Annotated in this window: 18 protein-coding genes; 13 read left to right on the top strand and 5 right to left on the bottom strand. The window is 69.9% G+C overall.

Annotated features, from left to right (window positions below; genetic code table 11):
* The first annotated feature begins 63 nt into the window (after window positions 1–63).
* The 3 genes from ACHWVH_RS17125 to ACHWVH_RS17115 all read left to right on the top strand — a co-directional run bounded on the left by ACHWVH_RS17125 (window position 64) and on the right by ACHWVH_RS17115 (window position 2,518).
* The gene (locus ACHWVH_RS17125) at window positions 64–693 is read left to right on the top strand and encodes an OmpW family protein (protein WP_017917377.1); all 630 of its coding nucleotides are present in this window, start codon (window positions 64–66) and stop codon (window positions 691–693) included.
* A gap of 248 nt (window positions 694–941) precedes the next feature.
* Complete coding sequence (locus tag ACHWVH_RS17120) at window positions 942–1,562, top strand: OmpW family protein (protein ID WP_150409931.1); 621 nt, start codon at window positions 942–944, stop codon at window positions 1,560–1,562.
* Between the two features lie 143 nt (window positions 1,563–1,705).
* Entirely contained in the window at window positions 1,706–2,518 is an 813-nt protein-coding gene (locus tag ACHWVH_RS17115; RefSeq protein ID WP_267115154.1) for a S1/P1 nuclease, read from the top strand.
* Between the two features lie 87 nt (window positions 2,519–2,605).
* On the opposite strand, the gene trxC is transcribed toward ACHWVH_RS17115, so the two are convergent.
* Both trxC and ACHWVH_RS17105 read right to left on the bottom strand, forming a co-directional pair.
* Complete coding sequence (gene trxC, locus ACHWVH_RS17110; RefSeq protein WP_152181047.1) at window positions 2,606–3,049, bottom strand: thioredoxin TrxC; 444 nt, start codon at window positions 3,047–3,049, stop codon at window positions 2,606–2,608.
* Window positions 3,046–3,525, bottom strand: coding sequence for an OsmC family protein (locus ACHWVH_RS17105; protein ID WP_019801935.1), 480 nt, complete (start codon window positions 3,523–3,525; stop codon window positions 3,046–3,048). The genes trxC and ACHWVH_RS17105 overlap by 4 nt, the downstream gene beginning before the upstream one ends.
* A 192-nt stretch (window positions 3,526–3,717) precedes the next feature.
* Between ACHWVH_RS17105 and ACHWVH_RS17100 the strand changes: the two genes are divergently transcribed.
* From ACHWVH_RS17100 to ACHWVH_RS17070, 7 genes are all read left to right on the top strand, one after another.
* Window positions 3,718–4,086 carry a rhodanese-like domain-containing protein gene (locus ACHWVH_RS17100; RefSeq protein ID WP_019800082.1) on the top strand — a complete coding sequence of 123 codons (369 nt, stop codon included), beginning with the start codon at window positions 3,718–3,720 and terminating at the stop codon, window positions 4,084–4,086.
* Window positions 4,087–4,090: 4 nt separating this feature from the next.
* On the top strand, window positions 4,091–4,441 hold the full coding sequence (locus ACHWVH_RS17095) for a helix-turn-helix transcriptional regulator (protein WP_267098080.1): 351 nt from the start codon (window positions 4,091–4,093) through the stop codon (window positions 4,439–4,441).
* Entirely contained in the window at window positions 4,438–5,268 is an 831-nt protein-coding gene (locus tag ACHWVH_RS17090; RefSeq protein ID WP_394687607.1) for an MBL fold metallo-hydrolase, read from the top strand. Before ACHWVH_RS17095 ends, ACHWVH_RS17090 begins: the two co-directional genes overlap by 4 nt.
* 115 nt (window positions 5,269–5,383) lie before the next feature.
* The gene (gene modA / locus ACHWVH_RS17085) at window positions 5,384–6,163 is read left to right on the top strand and encodes a molybdate ABC transporter substrate-binding protein (protein WP_394687606.1); all 780 of its coding nucleotides are present in this window, start codon (window positions 5,384–5,386) and stop codon (window positions 6,161–6,163) included.
* 9 nt (window positions 6,164–6,172) lie between these two features.
* Window positions 6,173–6,868, top strand: coding sequence for a molybdate ABC transporter permease subunit (gene modB / locus ACHWVH_RS17080; RefSeq protein ID WP_267083768.1), 696 nt, complete (start codon window positions 6,173–6,175; stop codon window positions 6,866–6,868).
* A gap of 28 nt (window positions 6,869–6,896) precedes the next feature.
* Window positions 6,897–7,514 (top strand): molybdenum ABC transporter ATP-binding protein, encoded by a 618-nt coding sequence (locus ACHWVH_RS17075; protein WP_295928164.1) that lies wholly within the window; start codon window positions 6,897–6,899, stop codon window positions 7,512–7,514.
* A 60-nt stretch (window positions 7,515–7,574) separates the two neighbouring features.
* A complete protein-coding gene (locus tag ACHWVH_RS17070; protein WP_394687605.1) occupies window positions 7,575–8,132 on the top strand; it encodes a flavin reductase family protein in 558 nt (185 codons plus the stop codon).
* 45 nt (window positions 8,133–8,177) lie between these two features.
* Here the strand turns inward: ACHWVH_RS17070 and ACHWVH_RS17065 are convergent, their stop codons facing one another.
* Genes ACHWVH_RS17065 through ACHWVH_RS17055 form a run of 3 tightly spaced genes read right to left on the bottom strand, consistent with a single transcriptional unit; the run spans window position 8,178 to window position 10,568 of the window.
* On the bottom strand, window positions 8,178–8,774 hold the full coding sequence (locus tag ACHWVH_RS17065; protein WP_320744937.1) for a hypothetical protein: 597 nt from the start codon (window positions 8,772–8,774) through the stop codon (window positions 8,178–8,180).
* A complete protein-coding gene (locus ACHWVH_RS17060) occupies window positions 8,771–10,210 on the bottom strand; it encodes a TonB family protein (protein WP_394687604.1) in 1,440 nt (479 codons plus the stop codon). Before ACHWVH_RS17060 ends, ACHWVH_RS17065 begins: the two co-directional genes overlap by 4 nt.
* A complete protein-coding gene (locus ACHWVH_RS17055) occupies window positions 10,200–10,568 on the bottom strand; it encodes a BlaI/MecI/CopY family transcriptional regulator (protein WP_010340889.1) in 369 nt (122 codons plus the stop codon). The genes ACHWVH_RS17060 and ACHWVH_RS17055 overlap by 11 nt, the downstream gene beginning before the upstream one ends.
* Window positions 10,569–10,766: 198 nt before the next feature.
* Between ACHWVH_RS17055 and ACHWVH_RS17050 the strand changes: the two genes are divergently transcribed.
* The 3 genes from ACHWVH_RS17050 to ACHWVH_RS17040 all read left to right on the top strand — a co-directional run bounded on the left by ACHWVH_RS17050 (window position 10,767) and on the right by ACHWVH_RS17040 (window position 17,071).
* Window positions 10,767–12,722 (top strand): acetyl-CoA hydrolase/transferase C-terminal domain-containing protein, encoded by a 1,956-nt coding sequence (locus ACHWVH_RS17050; RefSeq protein WP_394687603.1) that lies wholly within the window; start codon window positions 10,767–10,769, stop codon window positions 12,720–12,722.
* A 364-nt stretch (window positions 12,723–13,086) separates the two neighbouring features.
* Window positions 13,087–14,208 carry a phosphatidylinositol-specific phospholipase C1-like protein gene (locus ACHWVH_RS17045; RefSeq protein WP_394687602.1) on the top strand — a complete coding sequence of 374 codons (1,122 nt, stop codon included), beginning with the start codon at window positions 13,087–13,089 and terminating at the stop codon, window positions 14,206–14,208.
* Window positions 14,209–14,341: 133 nt separating this feature from the next.
* On the top strand, window positions 14,342–17,071 hold the full coding sequence (locus ACHWVH_RS17040; protein WP_394687601.1) for a TonB-dependent receptor: 2,730 nt from the start codon (window positions 14,342–14,344) through the stop codon (window positions 17,069–17,071).
* The last annotated feature ends 113 nt before the right edge of the window (window positions 17,072–17,184 follow it).

Raw genomic sequence — 17,184 nt, 5'->3', positions numbered from 1 at the left:
AGGATCAAGGCGGCATGGGGCGGCGCGCCGGACACTGCGTCCACACCCAACCGAGACTCCACCATGCGCACCACCTCCCCCCTCCTGCTCGCCGGCCTGGCCGCCGCCCTGACCCTGTGCGCCCTGCCGGCGCTGGCGCAGTCGCAAGGCGACTGGACCATCGGCATCGGCGCCCACCAGGTCAACCCGAAGTCCGACAACGGCACGCTCGCCGGCGGCACCCTGCCGCTGCGCATCGACAGCAACATCCGGCCGACGGTGACCTTCGAGTACTTCGTGCACCAGGACCTGGGCGTGGAAGTGCTGGCCGCGCTGCCGTTCGAGCACGACATCAGCGTCAAGGGCGTGGGCAAGGTCGGCAGCACCAAGCACCTGCCGCCGGTGGTGTCGCTGCAGTACCACTTCAACAGCGCCGGCAAGGTCTCGCCGTTCGTCGGCGCCGGCCTCAACTACACCACCTTCTTCAGCGAGAAGACCACCGGCGCGCTGGCCGGCAGCAAGCTCAAGCTGGACGACTCCTGGGGCCTGGCCGCGCATGCCGGCGTGGACATCGCGCTCACCGACAAGTCGGCGCTGCGCGTGGACATGCGCTGGATCGACATTGACAGCAAGGTCAAGGTCAACGGCAGCGACCTGGGCACCGCGCACATCGATCCGCTGGTGTACGGCCTGGCCTACGTGATGAAGTTCTGAGACGGGCGCCGGCGCCGCTGCGACCTGCGGCGCCGGCGGCAACAGGATCGGCGCCGCTCGCGGCAGCGGCGCCATTCCGGAGCATGGCCGTACCGGATCGACGCGCGGGCCGCACACGCGGCCTCGCCGGAGCGCAGCGCGTCCGCCCCGCTTCTCTGGCAGACTACGCGCCACACGGATGTGGATCGGTGCCCGCCGGGCCGACACGGGGTTCGCATCCGCCCACTCGTCGTCCACCGGGGTCTCCCATGCCGCCACGCCTGTTCCGTCGCCTTGCCGTCGCCGCCCTCGCCAGCATCGCCCTGCCCGCCGCGGCGCAGTCGGCCGGCCACTTCACCACCAGCTACGGCCTGCACGGCATGGTGCCGGGGTCGTCCAACGGCACGCTGCGCGGCAGCGATCAGCGCTTCGACGCCGACGTCGCGCCGGCCGTGTCGTTCAGTTACGAATACTTCTTCCGCGGCAACCTCGGCGTGGAGATCCAGGGCCTGGTCGGCCAGCAGAAGATCGGCCTGGACCGCGGCGGCGATATCGGCAGCGCCTGGATGCTGTCGCCGACCATCTCCCTGCAGTACCACTTCAACGGCAACGGCGACATCTCCCCGTTCGTCGGCGCCGGCCTCAACTACACCGCCTTCCTCGGCAGCGACGGCAAGGGCGCGTTTTCGTCCAACGACGTGAAGTTCAAGGACAGCATTGGCCCGGCGCTGCATGCCGGCGTGGATTTCGCCGTCGGCGAGCGCAGCGCGATCCGCGTGGATGCGCGCTGGACCGGCATGCGCAGCGACGTAGAGGTGGACGGCAGCACGCTCGGCAAGGCCAAGCTCGATCCGGTCACCTACGGCGTCGCCTATCTGATGTATTTCTGAGCCTGCAGCCGGGTCGTGTCCTCGGACGCGGCTCGGCGCGGTCGGCGACGCCGTCTGGCAGCGGCGTCCGCCGTGCTGAGCGGCAACGCAACAGACCTGACGCGCGTCATGGCCGCGTCGTCGGCGCCGGCTAGAATCGGCGCATGAAAATCTCTCCCTTCGTTCGCACCGCGCTCGCCGCGGCCCTCGCCGCCGCACCGTCCGCCGCCTTCGCCTGGGGTCCGCTGGGCCACCGCCTGGTCGCCGATCTCGCCGACACCCAGCTCACCCCGCAAGCCCGCGCGCAGGTCCGCACCCTGCTGCAGGGCGAACCCGACCCGACGCTGGCCGGTGTGGCCAACTGGGCCGACCAGCTCCGCGAACACGATCCCGACCTGGGCAAGCGCAGCGCGCGCTGGCATTACGTCAACCTGGCCGAGAACGACTGCCACTACGAACAAACCCGCGACTGCCCGGACGGCAACTGCGCGGTCGAGGCGCTGCGCCGCCAGGCCGCGATCCTCGCCGACCGCAGCCAGCCGCAGGCCGCGCGTGCGCAGGCGTTGAAGTTCGTCGTGCATTTCGCCGGCGACGTGCAGCAGCCGCTGCATGCCGGCTACGCCCGCGACAAGGGTGCCAACACCGTGCAGATCCAGTTCGAGGGCAAGGGCAGCAATCTGCATTCGCTGTGGGACAGCGGCCTGCTGCGCAGCCGCGGGCTGGACGAGCAGGCCTACCTGGCCGAGCTGGAAAAGCAGCCGTTGCCGGCGCCCTCGCCGGCGGGCAGCGCGCTGCCGCCACCGGCCGCGGCGTGGGCCGAGGCCTCCTGCAGGATCATGCTGCGTCCGGGCTTCTATCCGCCCGGCGCCACGCTGCCGGCCGATTACGTGACGACCTGGCGCCCGGTCGCCGAAGCGCAGTTGCGCCAGGCCGGTGCCGACCTGGCGGCAACCTTGAACGCGGCGCTGGGCAAGTAAGCCCGGCGCACCGTGCAGGAGCGGCTTCGGCCGCGATGGACTTTCCCAGGCAAGCCCATCGCGGCTGAAGCCGCTGCTACGAGAGCGTTACGCAGAATTCAGCTGTGCCCGCGTCCAGCGCACGATCTCGGCGGTGCCGATGGCGCCGCTGTGTCGGCCGAGTTCGCGGCCCTGGCGCAGCAAAAGCAGCGTCGGGATGCTGCGGATGCCGAAGCGCCCGGCCAACGCCGGCTGCGCGTCGCTGTCCAGCTTGCCCAGGCGCAGCCGCGGCTCGAGCTGCGCGGCCGCGGCCGCGAAGTGCGGGGCCATGGTCCGGCATGGGCCGCACCACGGCGCCCACACGTCCACCAGCAGCGGCAGCTCGCTGCGCTCGGCATGCGCGGCAAACGTCTCGGCGGTCAGTGTGACCGGTGTGGCGTCGAACAAGCCACGATGGCAGCGTCCGCATTGCGGCGCGTCCGCCAGTTTCGCCTCCGGCACCCGGTTGAGCGCGGCGCAGTGTGGGCAGGCGACATGCAGCGGCGCGGTCACGCGCCGGCCTCGATGCTCTTGTCGCCCAGCAGCACGGTGCCTTGCGCATCCTTGACCGTGACCTGCACGTCGATGCCCTGGCGCACGCTCTGGGTGACCACGCAGAACTGCTCGAACTGGGCCAGGATCCGTTCCAGCTGCGCGTAGTCCTGGTTGGCGCCGGGCAGTTGCAGTTCCACCGAGGCCTGCGGAATGCGCCAGAACCCTTCCGGATTGCGCATCGGCGTGGCGGTGATGTGCGCGACCACGCCGGCCGGATCGTTCTTGTATTTGCGCATCGCGAACAGCAGGCTGGCCGCCAGGCAATTGGCGATGCCGGCCAGCAGGATGCGCGTGGGATTGGGGCCGCGCTCCTGGCCCAGTGGCGCGGTTTCGTCGCTCAGCCAGGGCTCCAGCGCGGTTTCGTCGAAGCGAATGCGGAACGCGAAGTCCGTGTCCTGCTCCAGGGTGACGCGGATCGGATCGCCGATGGGCATCGTGTACTCCATTCCAGTGACTCCGCCGACTCTACGCCCGCGCCAGCAACACCATGTCGACACAGCGACTGCGTCACACGCACCTAGCGCAGGCCGAACGTGACGCGGCGCTGTCCGGGCCATGCATGCGGCTGCGCGCATATTAGCGTCGGCTGATATGATGCACCGCACCATTTCCCTTCGAGCGCTTCCATGCCCGCCTCCTCCGCCCAAGCCCTGGTCGACCGCGCACGCGCGCAGATCCACGAAACCCCTGTCCACACCGATGCCGCCGCCACGCCGCTGCCCGGCGAGTGGATCATCGACGTGCGAGAACCCGGCGAGTTCGCCATGGGCCATTTGCCCAACGCCATCAACATCCCGCGCGGCATCCTCGAATTCCGCCTCGACGCCGATCCGGCGCTGGCCCGACGCGACCAGCCGATCCTGCTGTACTGCGCCAGCGGCGGCCGCTCCACCCTGGCGGCACTGAGCCTGCAGCACCTGGGCTACACCGCGGTGCGCTCGCTGACCGGCGGCTTCCTGGGCTGGACCGCGGCCGGTGGCCCGGTCGATTTCTGAGCCCATGCCGCGCCGCGCCGCGCCCGCCCTGGATCCTGCCGCGATGCGCGCGCACGCCAGCGAGGCGGCGCGCCTGCTGAAGGCGCTCGGCAACGAGAAGCGGCTGCTGCTGCTGTGCCTGCTGGTGGACCACGAGCAATCGGTCGGTGAGCTCAACGCACGTGTGGAGCTGAGCCAGTCGGCGCTGTCGCAACACCTGGCGCTGCTGCGCGAGGATGGACTGGTGCAGACCCGCCGCGAGGGTCAGACCATCTATTATTCGCTGGTGCCCGGCCCGGTGCAGCGCATCCTCGAGGTGCTGCACGGCATCTACTGCAGCGCCGCGCCACCTGCCGCCACCCGGAGCGATCGATGAGCCAGCATCCGCACGTCCACGCCTTCCACCATGCCGGTTCCGGCACCTGGAGCTACGTGGTCGAGGATGGCAACGACGCCGCGGTGATCGACCCGGTGGTGGGCTACGACCCGCAGACCGGCGCACTGGACCACGCACCGGCGCAGGCGTTGGCCGCGTGCCTGGACGCGCGCGGACTGCACCTGCGCTGGATTCTCGAGACCCACGCCCACGCCGATCATGTCTCCGCCGCGCAGTGGTTCAAGCAGCGATGGCCGCAGGCGACGCTGGCGATCGGCGACGGCATCCGCGAGGTGCGCGCCCGTTTCGCGCCACAGTTCGGCCTGGACGCGGACGCGCAGGCGCGTTGCGGCTTCGATCACCTGTTCGCCGATGGCGAGCGCTTCGCGGTCGGTGATGTGCAGGCGCAGGTGATCGCCGTGCCCGGCCACACCGGCGACAGCGTCGCCTACCTGATCGGCGATGCGCTGTTCCCGGGCGATTCGCTGTTCATGCCCGACAGCGGCACCGCACGCTGCGATTTCCCCGGCGGCGACGCGGCCACGCTGTACCGTTCGATCCAGCGGCTGTACGCGCTGCCGGAGGCGACGCGCGTGTTCGTGTGCCACGACTACGGCGCAGGCGGCCGCGCGGTGGCCTGCCAGACCAGCATCGGCGAACAGCGCCGCAGCAACATCCATGTGCGCGATGGCATCGACGAAGCGGCCTTCGTGGCCTTGCGCCAGGCGCGCGATGCGACGCTGGCCGAGCCGCGGCTGATGCAGCCGTCGGTGCGCGCCAATATCCAGGCCGGCCGCACCGACGACCTGGCGCCGCCGCCGGCGTGAGCAGGCAGCGCGCCGCCGGCGCGCTAGGATGCGGAGCTGCGACAGCGCTGCGCGACCGTACGCGCGCGCCGCCGCGCACTGCCGCATCGCCTACCTGCCCCCGCTGGAGTGACCCATGACCCGACCGCTGCGCCGCCTGCTGTGCCTGTGCACCTTGATCGTCGCCACCGCGATCGCGCCGGTCTCGGCGCAGACGCCGCTGACCGTGTTTGCCGCCGCCAGCCTCAAGGAATCGCTGGACGAGGCCGCCAGCGCCTACCAGCGCGCCAGCGGCACCCCCGTACAGGTGTCCTACGCCGCCAGCTCCACGCTGGCCCGGCAGGTGGAACAAGGCGCGCCGGCGGACGTGTTCGTGTCCGCCGACCAGGAATGGATGGACTACCTGCAGCAGCGCAAGCTGATCGATCCGGCGCTGCGCCGCGCCCTGCTCGGCAACACCCTGGTGCTGGTGGCGCCGGCCGCCAGCACGGCGCAGGTCGACCTGCGCAAACACGGCGCGCTGCTCGCCGCGCTCGGCGCGCAGGGGCGCCTGGCGGTCGGCCAGACCGCCAGCGTGCCGGCCGGCAAGTACGCGCGCGCCGCACTGCAGGCGCTGGGTCAGTGGGACAGCGTGCAGCCGCGACTGGCCGAGAGCGAGAGCGTGCGCAGCGCGCTGATGCTGGTGGCGCGCGGCGAAGCGCCGCTGGGCATCGTCTATGGGTCCGACGCCCAGGCCGAACCGAAGGTGCGGGTGGTGGCGACCTTTCCGGCCGACAGCCACGCGCCGATCGTGTATCCGGTGGCGCCGCTGCGGGCGAGCGCGCAGGCGAAGAGCGCCGCCGATTTCGTGCGCTGGCTGGGCACGCCACCGGCACAGGCGATCTTCCGTCGCCACGGTTTCTCGCTCGCCCGTTGAGGCCTGGCGTTGTTCGACTTCACCGCGCAGGAACTGACCGCGATCGCGCTGAGCGTCAAGGTCGCGCTGGTCGCGGCGCTGGCCAGCCTGCCGTTCGCCGTGGCCTGCGGCTGGCTGCTGGCGCGGCGCCGCTTCTTCGGCAAATCGTTGCTGGACGCGCTGCTGCACCTGCCGCTGGTGATGCCGCCGATCGTCACCGGCTACGCGCTGCTGCAACTGTTCGGCCTGCAGGGGCCGATCGGCGGCTGGCTGTTCGAGCACCTGGGCGTGCAGTTCGCGTTCCGCTGGACCGGCGCGGCGCTGGCCAGCGCGGTGATGGGCTTCCCGCTGATGGTGCGGGCGATCCGCCTGGCCCTGGAATCCACCGACCGCCGCCTCGAAGCGGCCGCCGCCACACTCGGCGCCGGCCCTTGGCGGGTGTTCTTCACCGTCACCCTGCCGCTGGCATGGCCGGGCGTGGTCGCCGGCGGCGTGCTCGGCTTCGCCAAGGCGTTGGGCGAGTTCGGCGCCACCATCACCTTCGTCTCCAATATCCCCGGACAGACCCAGACCCTGGCCTCGGCGATCTACAGCCTGCTGCAGGTGCCCGGCGCCGAAGCCGGCATCTGGCGGCTGGCGGCGGTGGCGCTGGCGATCTCGCTGGGCGCCTTGCTGGCCTCCGAGTGGCTGGTCCGGCGCCAGCGCGGCGAGGAGGCGGATGCATGAGCCGCGCAAGCACTCGGAGCCTGCACCGATGCTGAGCATCGACCTGCACCTGCAGCGCGGCCGTTTCGCGCGCCACGTGCGCATCGAGGAACCGGCGCGCGTGGTCGCGCTGGTCGGTCCGTCCGGTGCGGGCAAGACCAGCCTGCTCAACGCCATCGCCGGGGTGCTGCCGCCGCGCAGCGGGCGCATCGCCATCGATGGCCGCGTGCTGTACGACAGCGCTGCCGGCATCGACCTGCCGGCGCATCGCCGCGGCATCGGCTACGTGTTCCAGGACGCGCGCCTGTTCCCGCACATGGACGTGCGCCGCAACCTCGGCTATGGCCGCCACGGCCGCGGCCGGCCGGCGCGCTTCGCACTGGATGCGGTGGTCGACCTGCTCGGTATCGGCGCCCTGCTCGGGCGGCGCCCCGACACGCTCTCCGGCGGCGAAGCGCAACGCGTGGCGATCGGCCGCGCACTGCTGTCGCAGCCGTCGCTGCTGCTGTTCGACGAACCGCTGTCGGCGCTGGACGCCGACCGCCGCAGCGACCTGATCCCCTACCTGCAGCGCGTGCGCGACGACGTGCGCCTGCCGATGCTCTACGTCAGCCACCAGGCCGAGGAAGTGGCGCGCATCGCCGACGCGGTGCATCGGCTGGACTGACGCAGACGTCGCGTTCACCCGGGCCGGCGAGACTGAAGGCCCCGCCACGGCAGACTGCGCATGCGCCGCTACCGCAAGCTCGACTTTCCTACCCAGGACGTGCGCCGCTTCCTCGAGCCGGGCCCGGTGGTGCTGGTCAGCTCGGCGTGGAAGCGGCAGCGCGACGTGATGACCCTGGGCTGGCACATGGTGCTGGAGTTCTCGCCGTCGCTGCTCGCCTGCTGCATTTCCAGCGGCAACCACAGCTTCGACCTGATCCGGCGCAGCAAGCAATGCGTGATCAACCTTCCCACCGCCGACCTGGTCGACACCGTGGTCGGCATCGGCAATACCAGTGGTGCGGACCTGGACAAGTTCGCGCACTTCGGCCTCACCGCGGTGCCCGCCACGCACGTGGCGGCGCCGCTGATCGCCGAGTGCTACGCCAGCTTCGAATGCCGCCTGCACGACGGCAGCCAGATCGGCAAACATGGCCTGTTCGTATGGGAGGTGGTCAAGGCGCACGTCGCCGCCTCGCCGAAGCGGCCGCGCACCCTGCACTACCGGGGCGACGGCCGCTTCATGCTGTCGGGCGCGGAGATCTCGCGACGGCGCCTGTTCAAGCCGGAGATGCTGTAGTTCCCGGCAACGGGCAAGGCAGACCGCACGCGGCGATCGCGGCGCTCAGCGCGCGCCGCCGACGCGCCCCGACTGCACGCTGGCCTTGCCCTGTCGGACCTCGAAGGTGAACGCGTAGGCCAGCGTCACCGGCACCTCCTGCACCGACTGCGCATCGTCGCAGCGTCCCTCCTGCGCCGGCCGCTGCACCGGATCGGCATAGGTACAGATCGCCGCCGGCACGAAGCGCCACTGCGCGACCGTCTCCTGCACCACCTGCAGCAGATCGGCCATCTCCGGCTGCGCACCCGCGCTGCAGTCCGGGCGATCGTTCAACAGGGCGCTGCGCTCCACCGTGCCTTGCGCGGACAGGATCACCCGCACGCAGACCGCGGTCGGGGCCAGCGTGCGGCGCGGCGACTCGCTCGGCAACTGCGGCGTCGGCGCCTGCAGCGGTTGCGGCATGCGGAACACTTCCTGCGGCTGCATCCGATACGACTGCACCGCCGCCGCACCGGGCGCCGCGCCGAATCCTGTTTCCAGCATGCGCTGATCCACCGAGTCGATGCGCTGGGTCGGTTGCGGCGCGTCTTTCGGCACGTGGCTGGCGCAGCCGGAAAGGACCAGAGCCAGCAGCATGCCGGCCCGCAAGTGCGCACTCATCGCACGGTCCGCGCCATGCCGCACAGCGGCGCGGCGCCGCCAGTGCCCGCGAACGTCTTGTCGCACAGGCTCGCCACCGCATCGCCGACGCCTTCGCCCAGGCGGTACCAACGGTAGTCCGCAGCCTCGGCGACGCCCGCCGGTGCCGCCACGGGATCCATTTCCACGTCGAACGCCACCGGTATCTTCATGCGGCTGGGCACCGGCCGGCCGTGTTCGGTCGCCGGAGAGAATCGCCACTTCCAGGCGGCGGACACCGCCGCCGCATCCAATACCGCACTGCCGCTGCCATGGTCGAGCACGCGCACATCGCTCGGCCTCCCGTGTGCGTCAAGTTCGACCAGCAGCATCACCTTCCCTGAGATGCCAGCACGCACTGCCTCCTCTGGATACTTCGGCGGGGTCAGGTCGATCATCTTGGCCGGCCGCGTCGCCCGCGCGTTGGCAGATCCGCGCTGCGGCGCGGGCGCCGGCGCACTCTCCATCTCGCTCGCCACCAAGTCGCGCGCCATCCCGCCGACCGGCGCAGCGGTTGGCAGCGCCAAGACCATCGCACTCCCGCTCAACGCGGCCAGCGTCACCGCCGCGAGGCCCAGACGACGCCGCCAGCCACGCACCGCCGGGCGCCGCAGCAAGGCAATGCGCTGGCACAGGACGCTGCCCGCCTGCCAATGGCAGCCCACCGGCAAGGCCAGCGCGTCCAACTGGGTCTGCAGCATCGCTTCGGCGTAGTGCCGGCGCGTGCCGGGATGACGAACCAGCACCGCGGCATCGCAGGCCAGTTCCTGATCCAGGCGGAAGCGCGTGGCGGCCCAGTGCAGCAGCGGATTGAACCAGTACACGCAGCGCAGCACGGCGAGCAGCAGATTGCTGCGGGTGTCGCCGCGGGCGATATGCATGCGTTCGTGCGCCAGCACCAGTTGCGCCTGCGGCGGCGGATAGCGCGCGGCGAAGTCCATCGGCACCACCACTTGCGGCCGCCACGCACCCAGCACCAGCGGCCCATGCAGCGCATGCTCGGCGACCAGCACGCCATCCTCGCCAGGCTGCAAGCGACCCAGGCTGCGCCGGTAGCGGCGCTGCTGCCGCCACAATACGGCCGCCGAGGCCAGCGCACCCGCCAGCCACAACGACAGCAACCAGACCGTGGCATGCCCGCTCGCCGACACGCCGTCGCCTACCGACATCTGCGCCCGTGTCACGCCGACCAGCACCGCCGGCATGTCCAGCGCCAAGCCCGCCGGCAAAGCTGGACGCCAGCCGCTGGGCAACAGTGCCGCCAGCAGCGCCAATGGCACCGCGATCCATAGCGCGTAGGCGATGCCGGCGCCGAACGCGCGCCGCATCGGCACGCGCAATGCCAGCACCGCCGCGATGGCCACGCTGACGACCAGCGCGGTACTCCCGAGGTCCCTCACGATCCCGTCAATGCTCATCGTCCAGCTCCTGGATCAGTCGTTTGAGTTCGGCGATATCGGCATCGCTGAGCTTGCCGCGTTCGCTGAAGTGCGCCACCAACGGCGCGATACGGCCGCCGAACAGGCGGTCGAGCAGGCCTTCGCTCTGTTGCTGCACCCACTGCGCGCGCTGCAGCAGGGGCGTGTACAGATAGCGGCGGCCTTGTTTGTCGGCGCGGATCGCGCCCTTGTTGAGCAAGCGGTTGAGCAGGGTCTTGACCGTGGGTTCGGCCCAGCCGCCATGCCCGGACAAGGCGGCGAACACCTCCTCGGCGCTGAGCGGGTGCCGCTCCCACAGCACCTCCATGACCACGGCTTCCGCGTCGCTGATCGACATTTCGTTTACGCCCGTAAATTTTCACTGATTACGCGCGTAAACAAAACGCATGTCAAGCGTTTTTTGCGCAGCGTCGGATGTCCTGGCGATCGGCATGCCACCACGCCCGGAGGTCGTCGCCGCCAATCGCGTACGCCGCGGCACCGCGCGTATCGCTCGCACCACGATCCACGCAATCGCCGGCACACCCTCTAAGCTATGCCGATGACCGATCACCTCGACGACCTCGACGCCGCTGCCGACCTGATCCTGCAGCGCATCGCCGGCCCGCTGCGCGTGGGCGCACCGCTGGGCCTGGGCAAGCCGCATCGTTTGCTCAACGCGCTGTACGAGCGCATCGAACACGATCCGACGCGGCCGCTGCAGATCTACACCGCGCTGTCGCTCAATCCGCCGGCGCCCGGCGGCGGGCTGCAGGGCCGTTTCGCGCGGCCGTTCGTGCAGCGCCACTTCGGCGAAGATTTCCCGCGCCTGCGCTACGTGCAGGCGATGCAGCGCGATGCGCTGCCGGCACACATCCAGGTCGAAGAGTTCTACATGCAGTCCGGCGCGCTGCTGCGCTCGACCCAGGCGCAGCGCAGCTACACCAGCCTCAACTACACGCATGCCGCCGATGCGGTGGCGCAGCGTGCGCCGAACCTGATCGTGCAGAAGGTGGCGCTCGAACCCGACGGTACCCGGCTGTCGTTCTCGTGCAACAACGACATCACCCAGGACACCCTGGCCGCGGTGCAGCGGCGCGGCCTGCCGCGGCCGCTGCTGGTGGCCGAAGTCGATCCGCAGTTGCCGTGGATCGGCGGCTGCGCGGCGGTGGAGCCGAGCTTCTTCGACGTAGTGGTGACGCCGCCGGGGCCGTATCCGCGCCTGTTCGGGCTGCCGCGGCAGCCGGTCGCCGACGCCGATTACGCCATCGGCCTGTACGCCAGCACGCTGGTGCGCGACGGCGGCACCATGCAGATCGGCATCGGTACCCTGGCCGATGCGCTGTGTCACGCGCTGGTGCTGCGGCATACCGACAACGCGCGCTACCGGCAGGTGCTGGCGGCGCTGGATCCGGAACTGGAGCGGCATCCGGCGGTACGCGAATGCGGCGGCCTGGAGCCGTTCGCGATCGGCCTGTTCGGCTGCAGCGAGATGCTCAACGAAGGCTTCCGACAACTGGTCCAGTGCGGGGTGATCCGGCGCAAGGTGCTCGACGACGCGCCGCTGCTGCAGCGCGTGGCCGACGGCACTGCCGATGCGCAGGACCTGCAGCGTCTGGAGCGCGAGGGCGAATACCTGCAGGGCGCGTTCTACCTGGGCTCGCCGGAGTTCTACGCCTGGCTGCGCGACATGGATCCGCAGGCGCGCGCGGCGATCGGCATGCGCCGCATCAGCGAGATCAACCAGCTCTACGGCGGCGAGGCGCTGCGCCGGGTACAGCGGCGCGAGGCGCGCTTCTTCAACTCGTGCATGATGGCCACCGCGCTCGGCGCGGCGGTGTCCGATGCGCTGGACGATGGTCGCGTGGTGTCCGGCGTCGGCGGCCAGTACAACTTCGTGTCCATGGCGCACGCGCTGGACGACGCGCGCAGCGTGCTGATGTTCCGCGCCGTCCGCAGCGATGCCGGCGCACCGCAGTCGAACGTGCGCTGGAACTACGGCCACACCACCATTCCGCGACACCTGCGCGACCTCTACGTCAACGAGTACGGCATCGCCGACCTGCGCGGCCTCACCGACGAGGACTGCGTCGCGGCGATGGTCGGGATCGCCGACGTGCAGGCCCAACTTGCGTTGCTGGAGACGGCGAAGGCCAACGGCAAGCTGGCCGCCGACTTCGCAGCACCCACGCACTGGCAACGCAATCAGGCTGCGCGCGTGCGCGACGCGCTGGCGCCGTTCCGCCGCGACGGCACCCTGCCCGACTATCCGCTGGGCAGCGATTTCACCGAGGTCGAGCAGCGCCTGCTGCGCGCCCTGTCCTGGCTTCAGCAGCACACCGCCAGCACCGGCGCCAAGCTGAAGACGGTGGCCAGCGCGGTGCTGGCGCGTCCCGCGGCGGATGCCGCCTGCATGCAGCGCATGGGGCTGGACGCGCCGCGCAGCCTCGGCGAACGGCTGGAAGCGACGTTGCTGGCATTCGCCCTGCAGCGCACGCGCACGCCGCAATGACGCACGCACAGCAACGGCAGGGAGCCACCCGGCGACGCAGGGTTTACGTGTAGAAGCGGCTAGACGTGCCCTGGGCCGACAGCCGCAACGCGCGCGATCGGGAATGCCCGTCGCGGCTGAGTCGCTCTCGCAACAACGACAACACTTCGCACTGAGTTGCGGCAAAACCGCATCGCCGGCGGTGCTTGTCCAAACCAGCCGCAACAACGTGACGACGGTCATGCGTGCATAGGACACCGCGCACGATCGTGGCACAGCGCGGGCCATGACACGATTTGGCAACACCCGCGTCAACTCCACTCGGGATGCTGTCGAGATATCGTTACCAAGCGTGGCCACGATGTTCCCCCAACGTTCTGTCCCGATGTCGTCGAAACTCCGCAGCGCGCCAGCTGCGCTGCGCGCCCTGCTGGCGGTGTTGGCGCTGTTGCCATCTGCGCTGTGCGCCGCACCAAGGCTTAGCGACCTGCAGTACATCGGCAGCCACAACAGCTACCACGCCGGCTTCGCGCCCAGCGAAGCCGCACTGTGGAAGCGCCTGGACCCGGCGACGTTCGCGGTGCTCGACTACCGGCACCCGCCGTTGACGCAGCAGTTGGACGACGGCGTGCGCCAGATCGAACTGGACATCTACGCCGACGCCAAGGGCGGACGCTATGCGCATCCGGCGATGAACGATCAGCTCGCCAAGGCCGGGCTGCCGCCGGCGCCGCCGATCGCCGCGCCGGGGGTGATGCAGCAACCGGGCTTCAAGGTCATGCATATCCAGGACCTGGATCAGCGCAGCACCTGCCAGCCGCTGCTGGCCTGCCTGCGCGAGGTGCGGGCATGGTCGCGGCGGCATCCCGGGCATCTGCCGCTCTTCATCCTGCTGGAAACCAAGCAATCGCCGCTGCCGGCGGCGTTTCCCACGGTGCAGCCGGAGCCGTTCGACGGCAAGGCGCTGGATGCGCTGGACGCGGAACTGCGCTCGGTGTTCGCGGCCAACGAATACATCAGCCCCGATCAGGTGCGCGGCACGGCGCCGACGCTCAACGCCGCCGTGCTCGCGCATGGCTGGCCGACGCTGGCGGCCGCGCGCGGCAAGGTGGTGTTCCTGCTCGACCAGCGCGCGGTCGGCCCGGCCTACCTCGCCGGCCATCCGGCCTTGCGCGGCCGCGTGTGTTTCACCAACGCCGATCCTGGCACCGATGATGCCGCCTTCGTCGAGCGCAACGACGGCAGCGCCGACGCGATCACGCAGTTGGTGAAGGCCGGTTACCTGGTGCGCACGCGCACCGATGCCGACCTCAAGGAAGCCGCGCACGCCGACACGACGCGGCGCGACGCCATGCTCGCCAGCGGCGCGCAACTGCTCAGCACCGACTTCCCCGATCACGAGCCGGCCGCCTCCGGCTACGTGGTGCGCTTTCCCGGCGACGCCGTCGCCCGCTGCAATCCGCAACGTCCGCAGGCCGACTGCCACGGCATCGACCTGCGCCACTGACCGCCATTGGCCGCGCGACGGCGCGGCCACGCCCTTCACACACGCAATGGAAGGCCTGGGCGATCCGCGCGCCGGCATCGGCGTGTCCGGACCTCGGATCGCAACCGCTGTTTCCCCCAACGAGTCGCCCCCAATGTCCCCGTTCCATCGCCCCCGTCCCCTGTGCTGTGCCATCGCCCTCGCGCTTGCGCTCTCGCCAGCCGCCCATGCCAGCGACGCCGATGACGCCAGCGCGCGCACCACCACCCTGGATTCGGTCAACGTGCAGGCCGCGCAGGCCACCGTCCCCGGATCGCTGGACGAACAGCGCCTGTCCAACGGCGTCAACAGCGTGATGAGCAAGCAGCAGATCGAGGCGATTCCCTCCGCCGGCATCGCCGACGTGGTCGCGCACCTGCCCGGGCTGTCGGCCTACAGCGACATGCACCTGGGCCAGGCCACCACCGGCGAGAATGCCTATGTCAGCATCCGCGGCCTGGATGCCAGCTACAACAGCTACAGCCTCAACGGCTTCGGCATGCCCGAGACCGATTCGTCCACGCGCGCGATCTCGCTGAACATGCTGGCGCCGTTCGGCATCCAGTCGGTCAAGGTCTCCAAGTCGCCGACCCCGGACCTGCCCGGCGACGCCATCGGCGGTGCGATCGACATGCGCACGCCCAGCGCGTTCGACTTCGACGGCGATTTCTACGGCAAGACCACCGCGCAAGGCCAGTTCAACGCGCTCGCCTCCGACCTCGGCGGCAAGCACACCGGCGGCACGGTGCAACAGGAGCTGGCCTGGAAGTTCGGCAACGACCACGCGTTCGGCGTCTATGCCTCGGCCTACTACGGCAAGAACAACAACATGGCGCAGGCGCCTGCGCCCAATAGCGCGTACTTCCCGGCGGACCCGGCCCAGGCCAAGGCGGTGGACCTGCGCGACGTCGGCCCGCTGCTCAGCGCGCGCTACAAGTACAGCGTCTACACCAGCCAGATCGAGCGCTACGGCGGCAATCTCGCCTTCGATTGGCAAGGCGACCACACGTCCCTCTTCGCCCGCGCCATCTACGGCAGCTACAACGTCACCGGCCAGCAGGATCAGTCCAGCGCACGCCTGGAAACCGTCAACAACCAGCCGACCGCGGTGCGCGGCGGCTACTTCAACACCCACGACATCAAGGAAACCCTGGCCACGCTGCAGTTGGGCGGGCAGACCACGCTGGACCGCCTGCGCTTCGATTACGGCAGCTCGTTCGGGCGCGGCACGCGCAGCCGCCCGGACTATGTCGCGGCCAGCCTGTACGGCTTCACTCCTGGCAGTTTCGCGTTCGATCTCAGCGATCCAACCTACCCGAGCATCGGCCCGAGCTCGCCGGCGCTGAAGAACTTCTTCTACAGCCTGGATTCGGCGCTGTTCTGGAAGACCCAGGGCCACGATGCCGGCAGCCACGACAACCGCGCCAACGCGCATGCCGACATCAGCTACCGCGTGGACGGCGACCTGCTCGACGAGGTCAAGACCGGCCTGTCGCTCGACCACGCCGACCGCGGTTCCTACGATCACCCGTTCTTCCACAAGGACGGCAACTTCATCTACAACGGCCCCTACTTCGGCGGCCGCAACTACGTGTTCCCCAACGCCGGCGGTCCGCCGCTGAGCGCGCTGCCCGGCCGCCTCACCTACGCCGCCTTCGATGGCCACTACGCCGGCCCGTTCAAGATCCTCGACCGCGACTGGGTGCGCGCGCAGGCGGTGCCGTACAAGTACGTCAACGATCCCAATGGGGCCGGCGTCTATACCGCCAACGACTACAACGCCAACACCACCTCCAGCACCGAGGCGATCTATGCCGGCTACGCGATGGCCACGCTGCATGTCGGCGCGGTGACCATCCTGCCCGGCGTGCGCTACGAACTGACCCGCTACTCGGCCGACGCCTGGCAATCCAACGGCGACGGCATCAACGGCCGCTTCGTCGGCAGCGGCCGCAGCTACGGCGAGGTGTTGCCGGGCATCAGCCTCAACTACCGCCCGGACGAGCTGACCGTCTACCGCGCGTCGCTGCGGCGCAGCTTCAGCCGCCCGGCGTTCGGGCTGATCTCCGGCGAGACCGTGTACACGGTCGACCCCACCCAGAAGGTCATCGGCATCTCCAAACCCAATCCCGACCTGCAGCCGAGCAAGGCCGACAATGCAGACCTGTCCGCGGAGTTCTACGACCGCAACGGCGGCGTGCTCAGCGCCTCGACCTACTACAAGCGCATCACCGGCTTCATCTACACCTCGCAGTCGGCGACCAGCAACGACAACACGCTCGGCGGCCTGGTCCCGACCGGTACCACCTTCGAGGACGGCGTGCCGGTGACCATGCCGCAGAACGGCGGCACCGCGACGCTGTACGGCGTGGAACTGGCCGGCAGCAAGCGCCTGCAGGATCTGCCTGGGTTCTGGAGCAACGTCGGCGTTGCCGCCAACCTGACCCTGCAACACAGTTCCGCCGACAGCAAGCGCACCGACCAGCCCGAAAAGACCTGGCTGCCGCGTGCGCCCGAGCGCATCTACAACCTGGGCCTGTTCTACGACGACAGCCGCCTGCGCGCCGACCTGAGCTACAACTACACCGGCCTGCAACTGCTCGGGCTGACCAGCGACCGGCTCAACTACTACCTGCAGCCGGTCAAGTCGCTGGACTTCACCGCCACCTACCACCTGCCGCACGGCATCGACGTCGGCATCGCTGCCAAGAACCTGCTGAATTCGGCCACGTTCTACGAGACCCAGGGCAAGTCCACCCGCTACATGGCCTACGACCCCGGTGCCGACGGTGCCTACGTGGAAACCGGGCGCGTGTACATGCTCACGCTGAGCTATACCTACTGACGCTGCCCTGCCTCCGCCGCTGCGGCGGGTGCCTTGCGTGCAGACCGCACGCAAGGCATTGGGCAGGATGCACCAGCGCCGCGCCCCGCCCTCAGAGACCACTCCTGGCGCCG

This window comes from uncultured Xanthomonas sp., from assembly GCF_964278005.1.
GTDB lineage: Bacteria > Pseudomonadota > Gammaproteobacteria > Xanthomonadales > Xanthomonadaceae > Xanthomonas_A > Xanthomonas_A sontii.
Note: the sequence above shows the minus strand (reverse complement) of the source record. Positions and strands in the feature narration are given on the sequence as shown.

Excerpts from the sequence above, each read along its gene's own strand:
- ACHWVH_RS17075 (WP_295928164.1), top strand. The coding sequence starts at position 6,897 with ATGCTGAGCATCGACCTGCACCTGCAGCGCGGCCGTTTCGCGCGCCAC.
- ACHWVH_RS17065 (WP_320744937.1), bottom strand. The coding sequence starts at position 8,774 with ATGAGTGCGCACTTGCGGGCCGGCATGCTGCTGGCTCTGGTCCTTTCC.
- ACHWVH_RS17060 (WP_394687604.1), bottom strand. The coding sequence starts at position 10,210 with ATGAGCATTGACGGGATCGTGAGGGACCTCGGGAGTACCGCGCTGGTC.
- ACHWVH_RS17045 (WP_394687602.1), top strand. The coding sequence starts at position 13,087 with ATGTCGTCGAAACTCCGCAGCGCGCCAGCTGCGCTGCGCGCCCTGCTG.
- ACHWVH_RS17105 (WP_019801935.1), bottom strand. The coding sequence starts at position 3,525 with ATGCCCATCGGCGATCCGATCCGCGTCACCCTGGAGCAGGACACGGAC.
- ACHWVH_RS17050 (WP_394687603.1), top strand. The coding sequence starts at position 10,767 with ATGCCGATGACCGATCACCTCGACGACCTCGACGCCGCTGCCGACCTG.
- ACHWVH_RS17055 (WP_010340889.1), bottom strand. The coding sequence starts at position 10,568 with ATGTCGATCAGCGACGCGGAAGCCGTGGTCATGGAGGTGCTGTGGGAG.
- ACHWVH_RS17040 (WP_394687601.1), top strand. The coding sequence starts at position 14,342 with ATGTCCCCGTTCCATCGCCCCCGTCCCCTGTGCTGTGCCATCGCCCTC.
- modA (WP_394687606.1), top strand. The coding sequence starts at position 5,384 with ATGACCCGACCGCTGCGCCGCCTGCTGTGCCTGTGCACCTTGATCGTC.
- ACHWVH_RS17120 (WP_150409931.1), top strand. The coding sequence starts at position 942 with ATGCCGCCACGCCTGTTCCGTCGCCTTGCCGTCGCCGCCCTCGCCAGC.
- ACHWVH_RS17090 (WP_394687607.1), top strand. The coding sequence starts at position 4,438 with ATGAGCCAGCATCCGCACGTCCACGCCTTCCACCATGCCGGTTCCGGC.
- ACHWVH_RS17070 (WP_394687605.1), top strand. The coding sequence starts at position 7,575 with ATGCGCCGCTACCGCAAGCTCGACTTTCCTACCCAGGACGTGCGCCGC.
- ACHWVH_RS17095 (WP_267098080.1), top strand. The coding sequence starts at position 4,091 with ATGCCGCGCCGCGCCGCGCCCGCCCTGGATCCTGCCGCGATGCGCGCG.
- ACHWVH_RS17115 (WP_267115154.1), top strand. The coding sequence starts at position 1,706 with ATGAAAATCTCTCCCTTCGTTCGCACCGCGCTCGCCGCGGCCCTCGCC.
- ACHWVH_RS17100 (WP_019800082.1), top strand. The coding sequence starts at position 3,718 with ATGCCCGCCTCCTCCGCCCAAGCCCTGGTCGACCGCGCACGCGCGCAG.
- ACHWVH_RS17125 (WP_017917377.1), top strand. The coding sequence starts at position 64 with ATGCGCACCACCTCCCCCCTCCTGCTCGCCGGCCTGGCCGCCGCCCTG.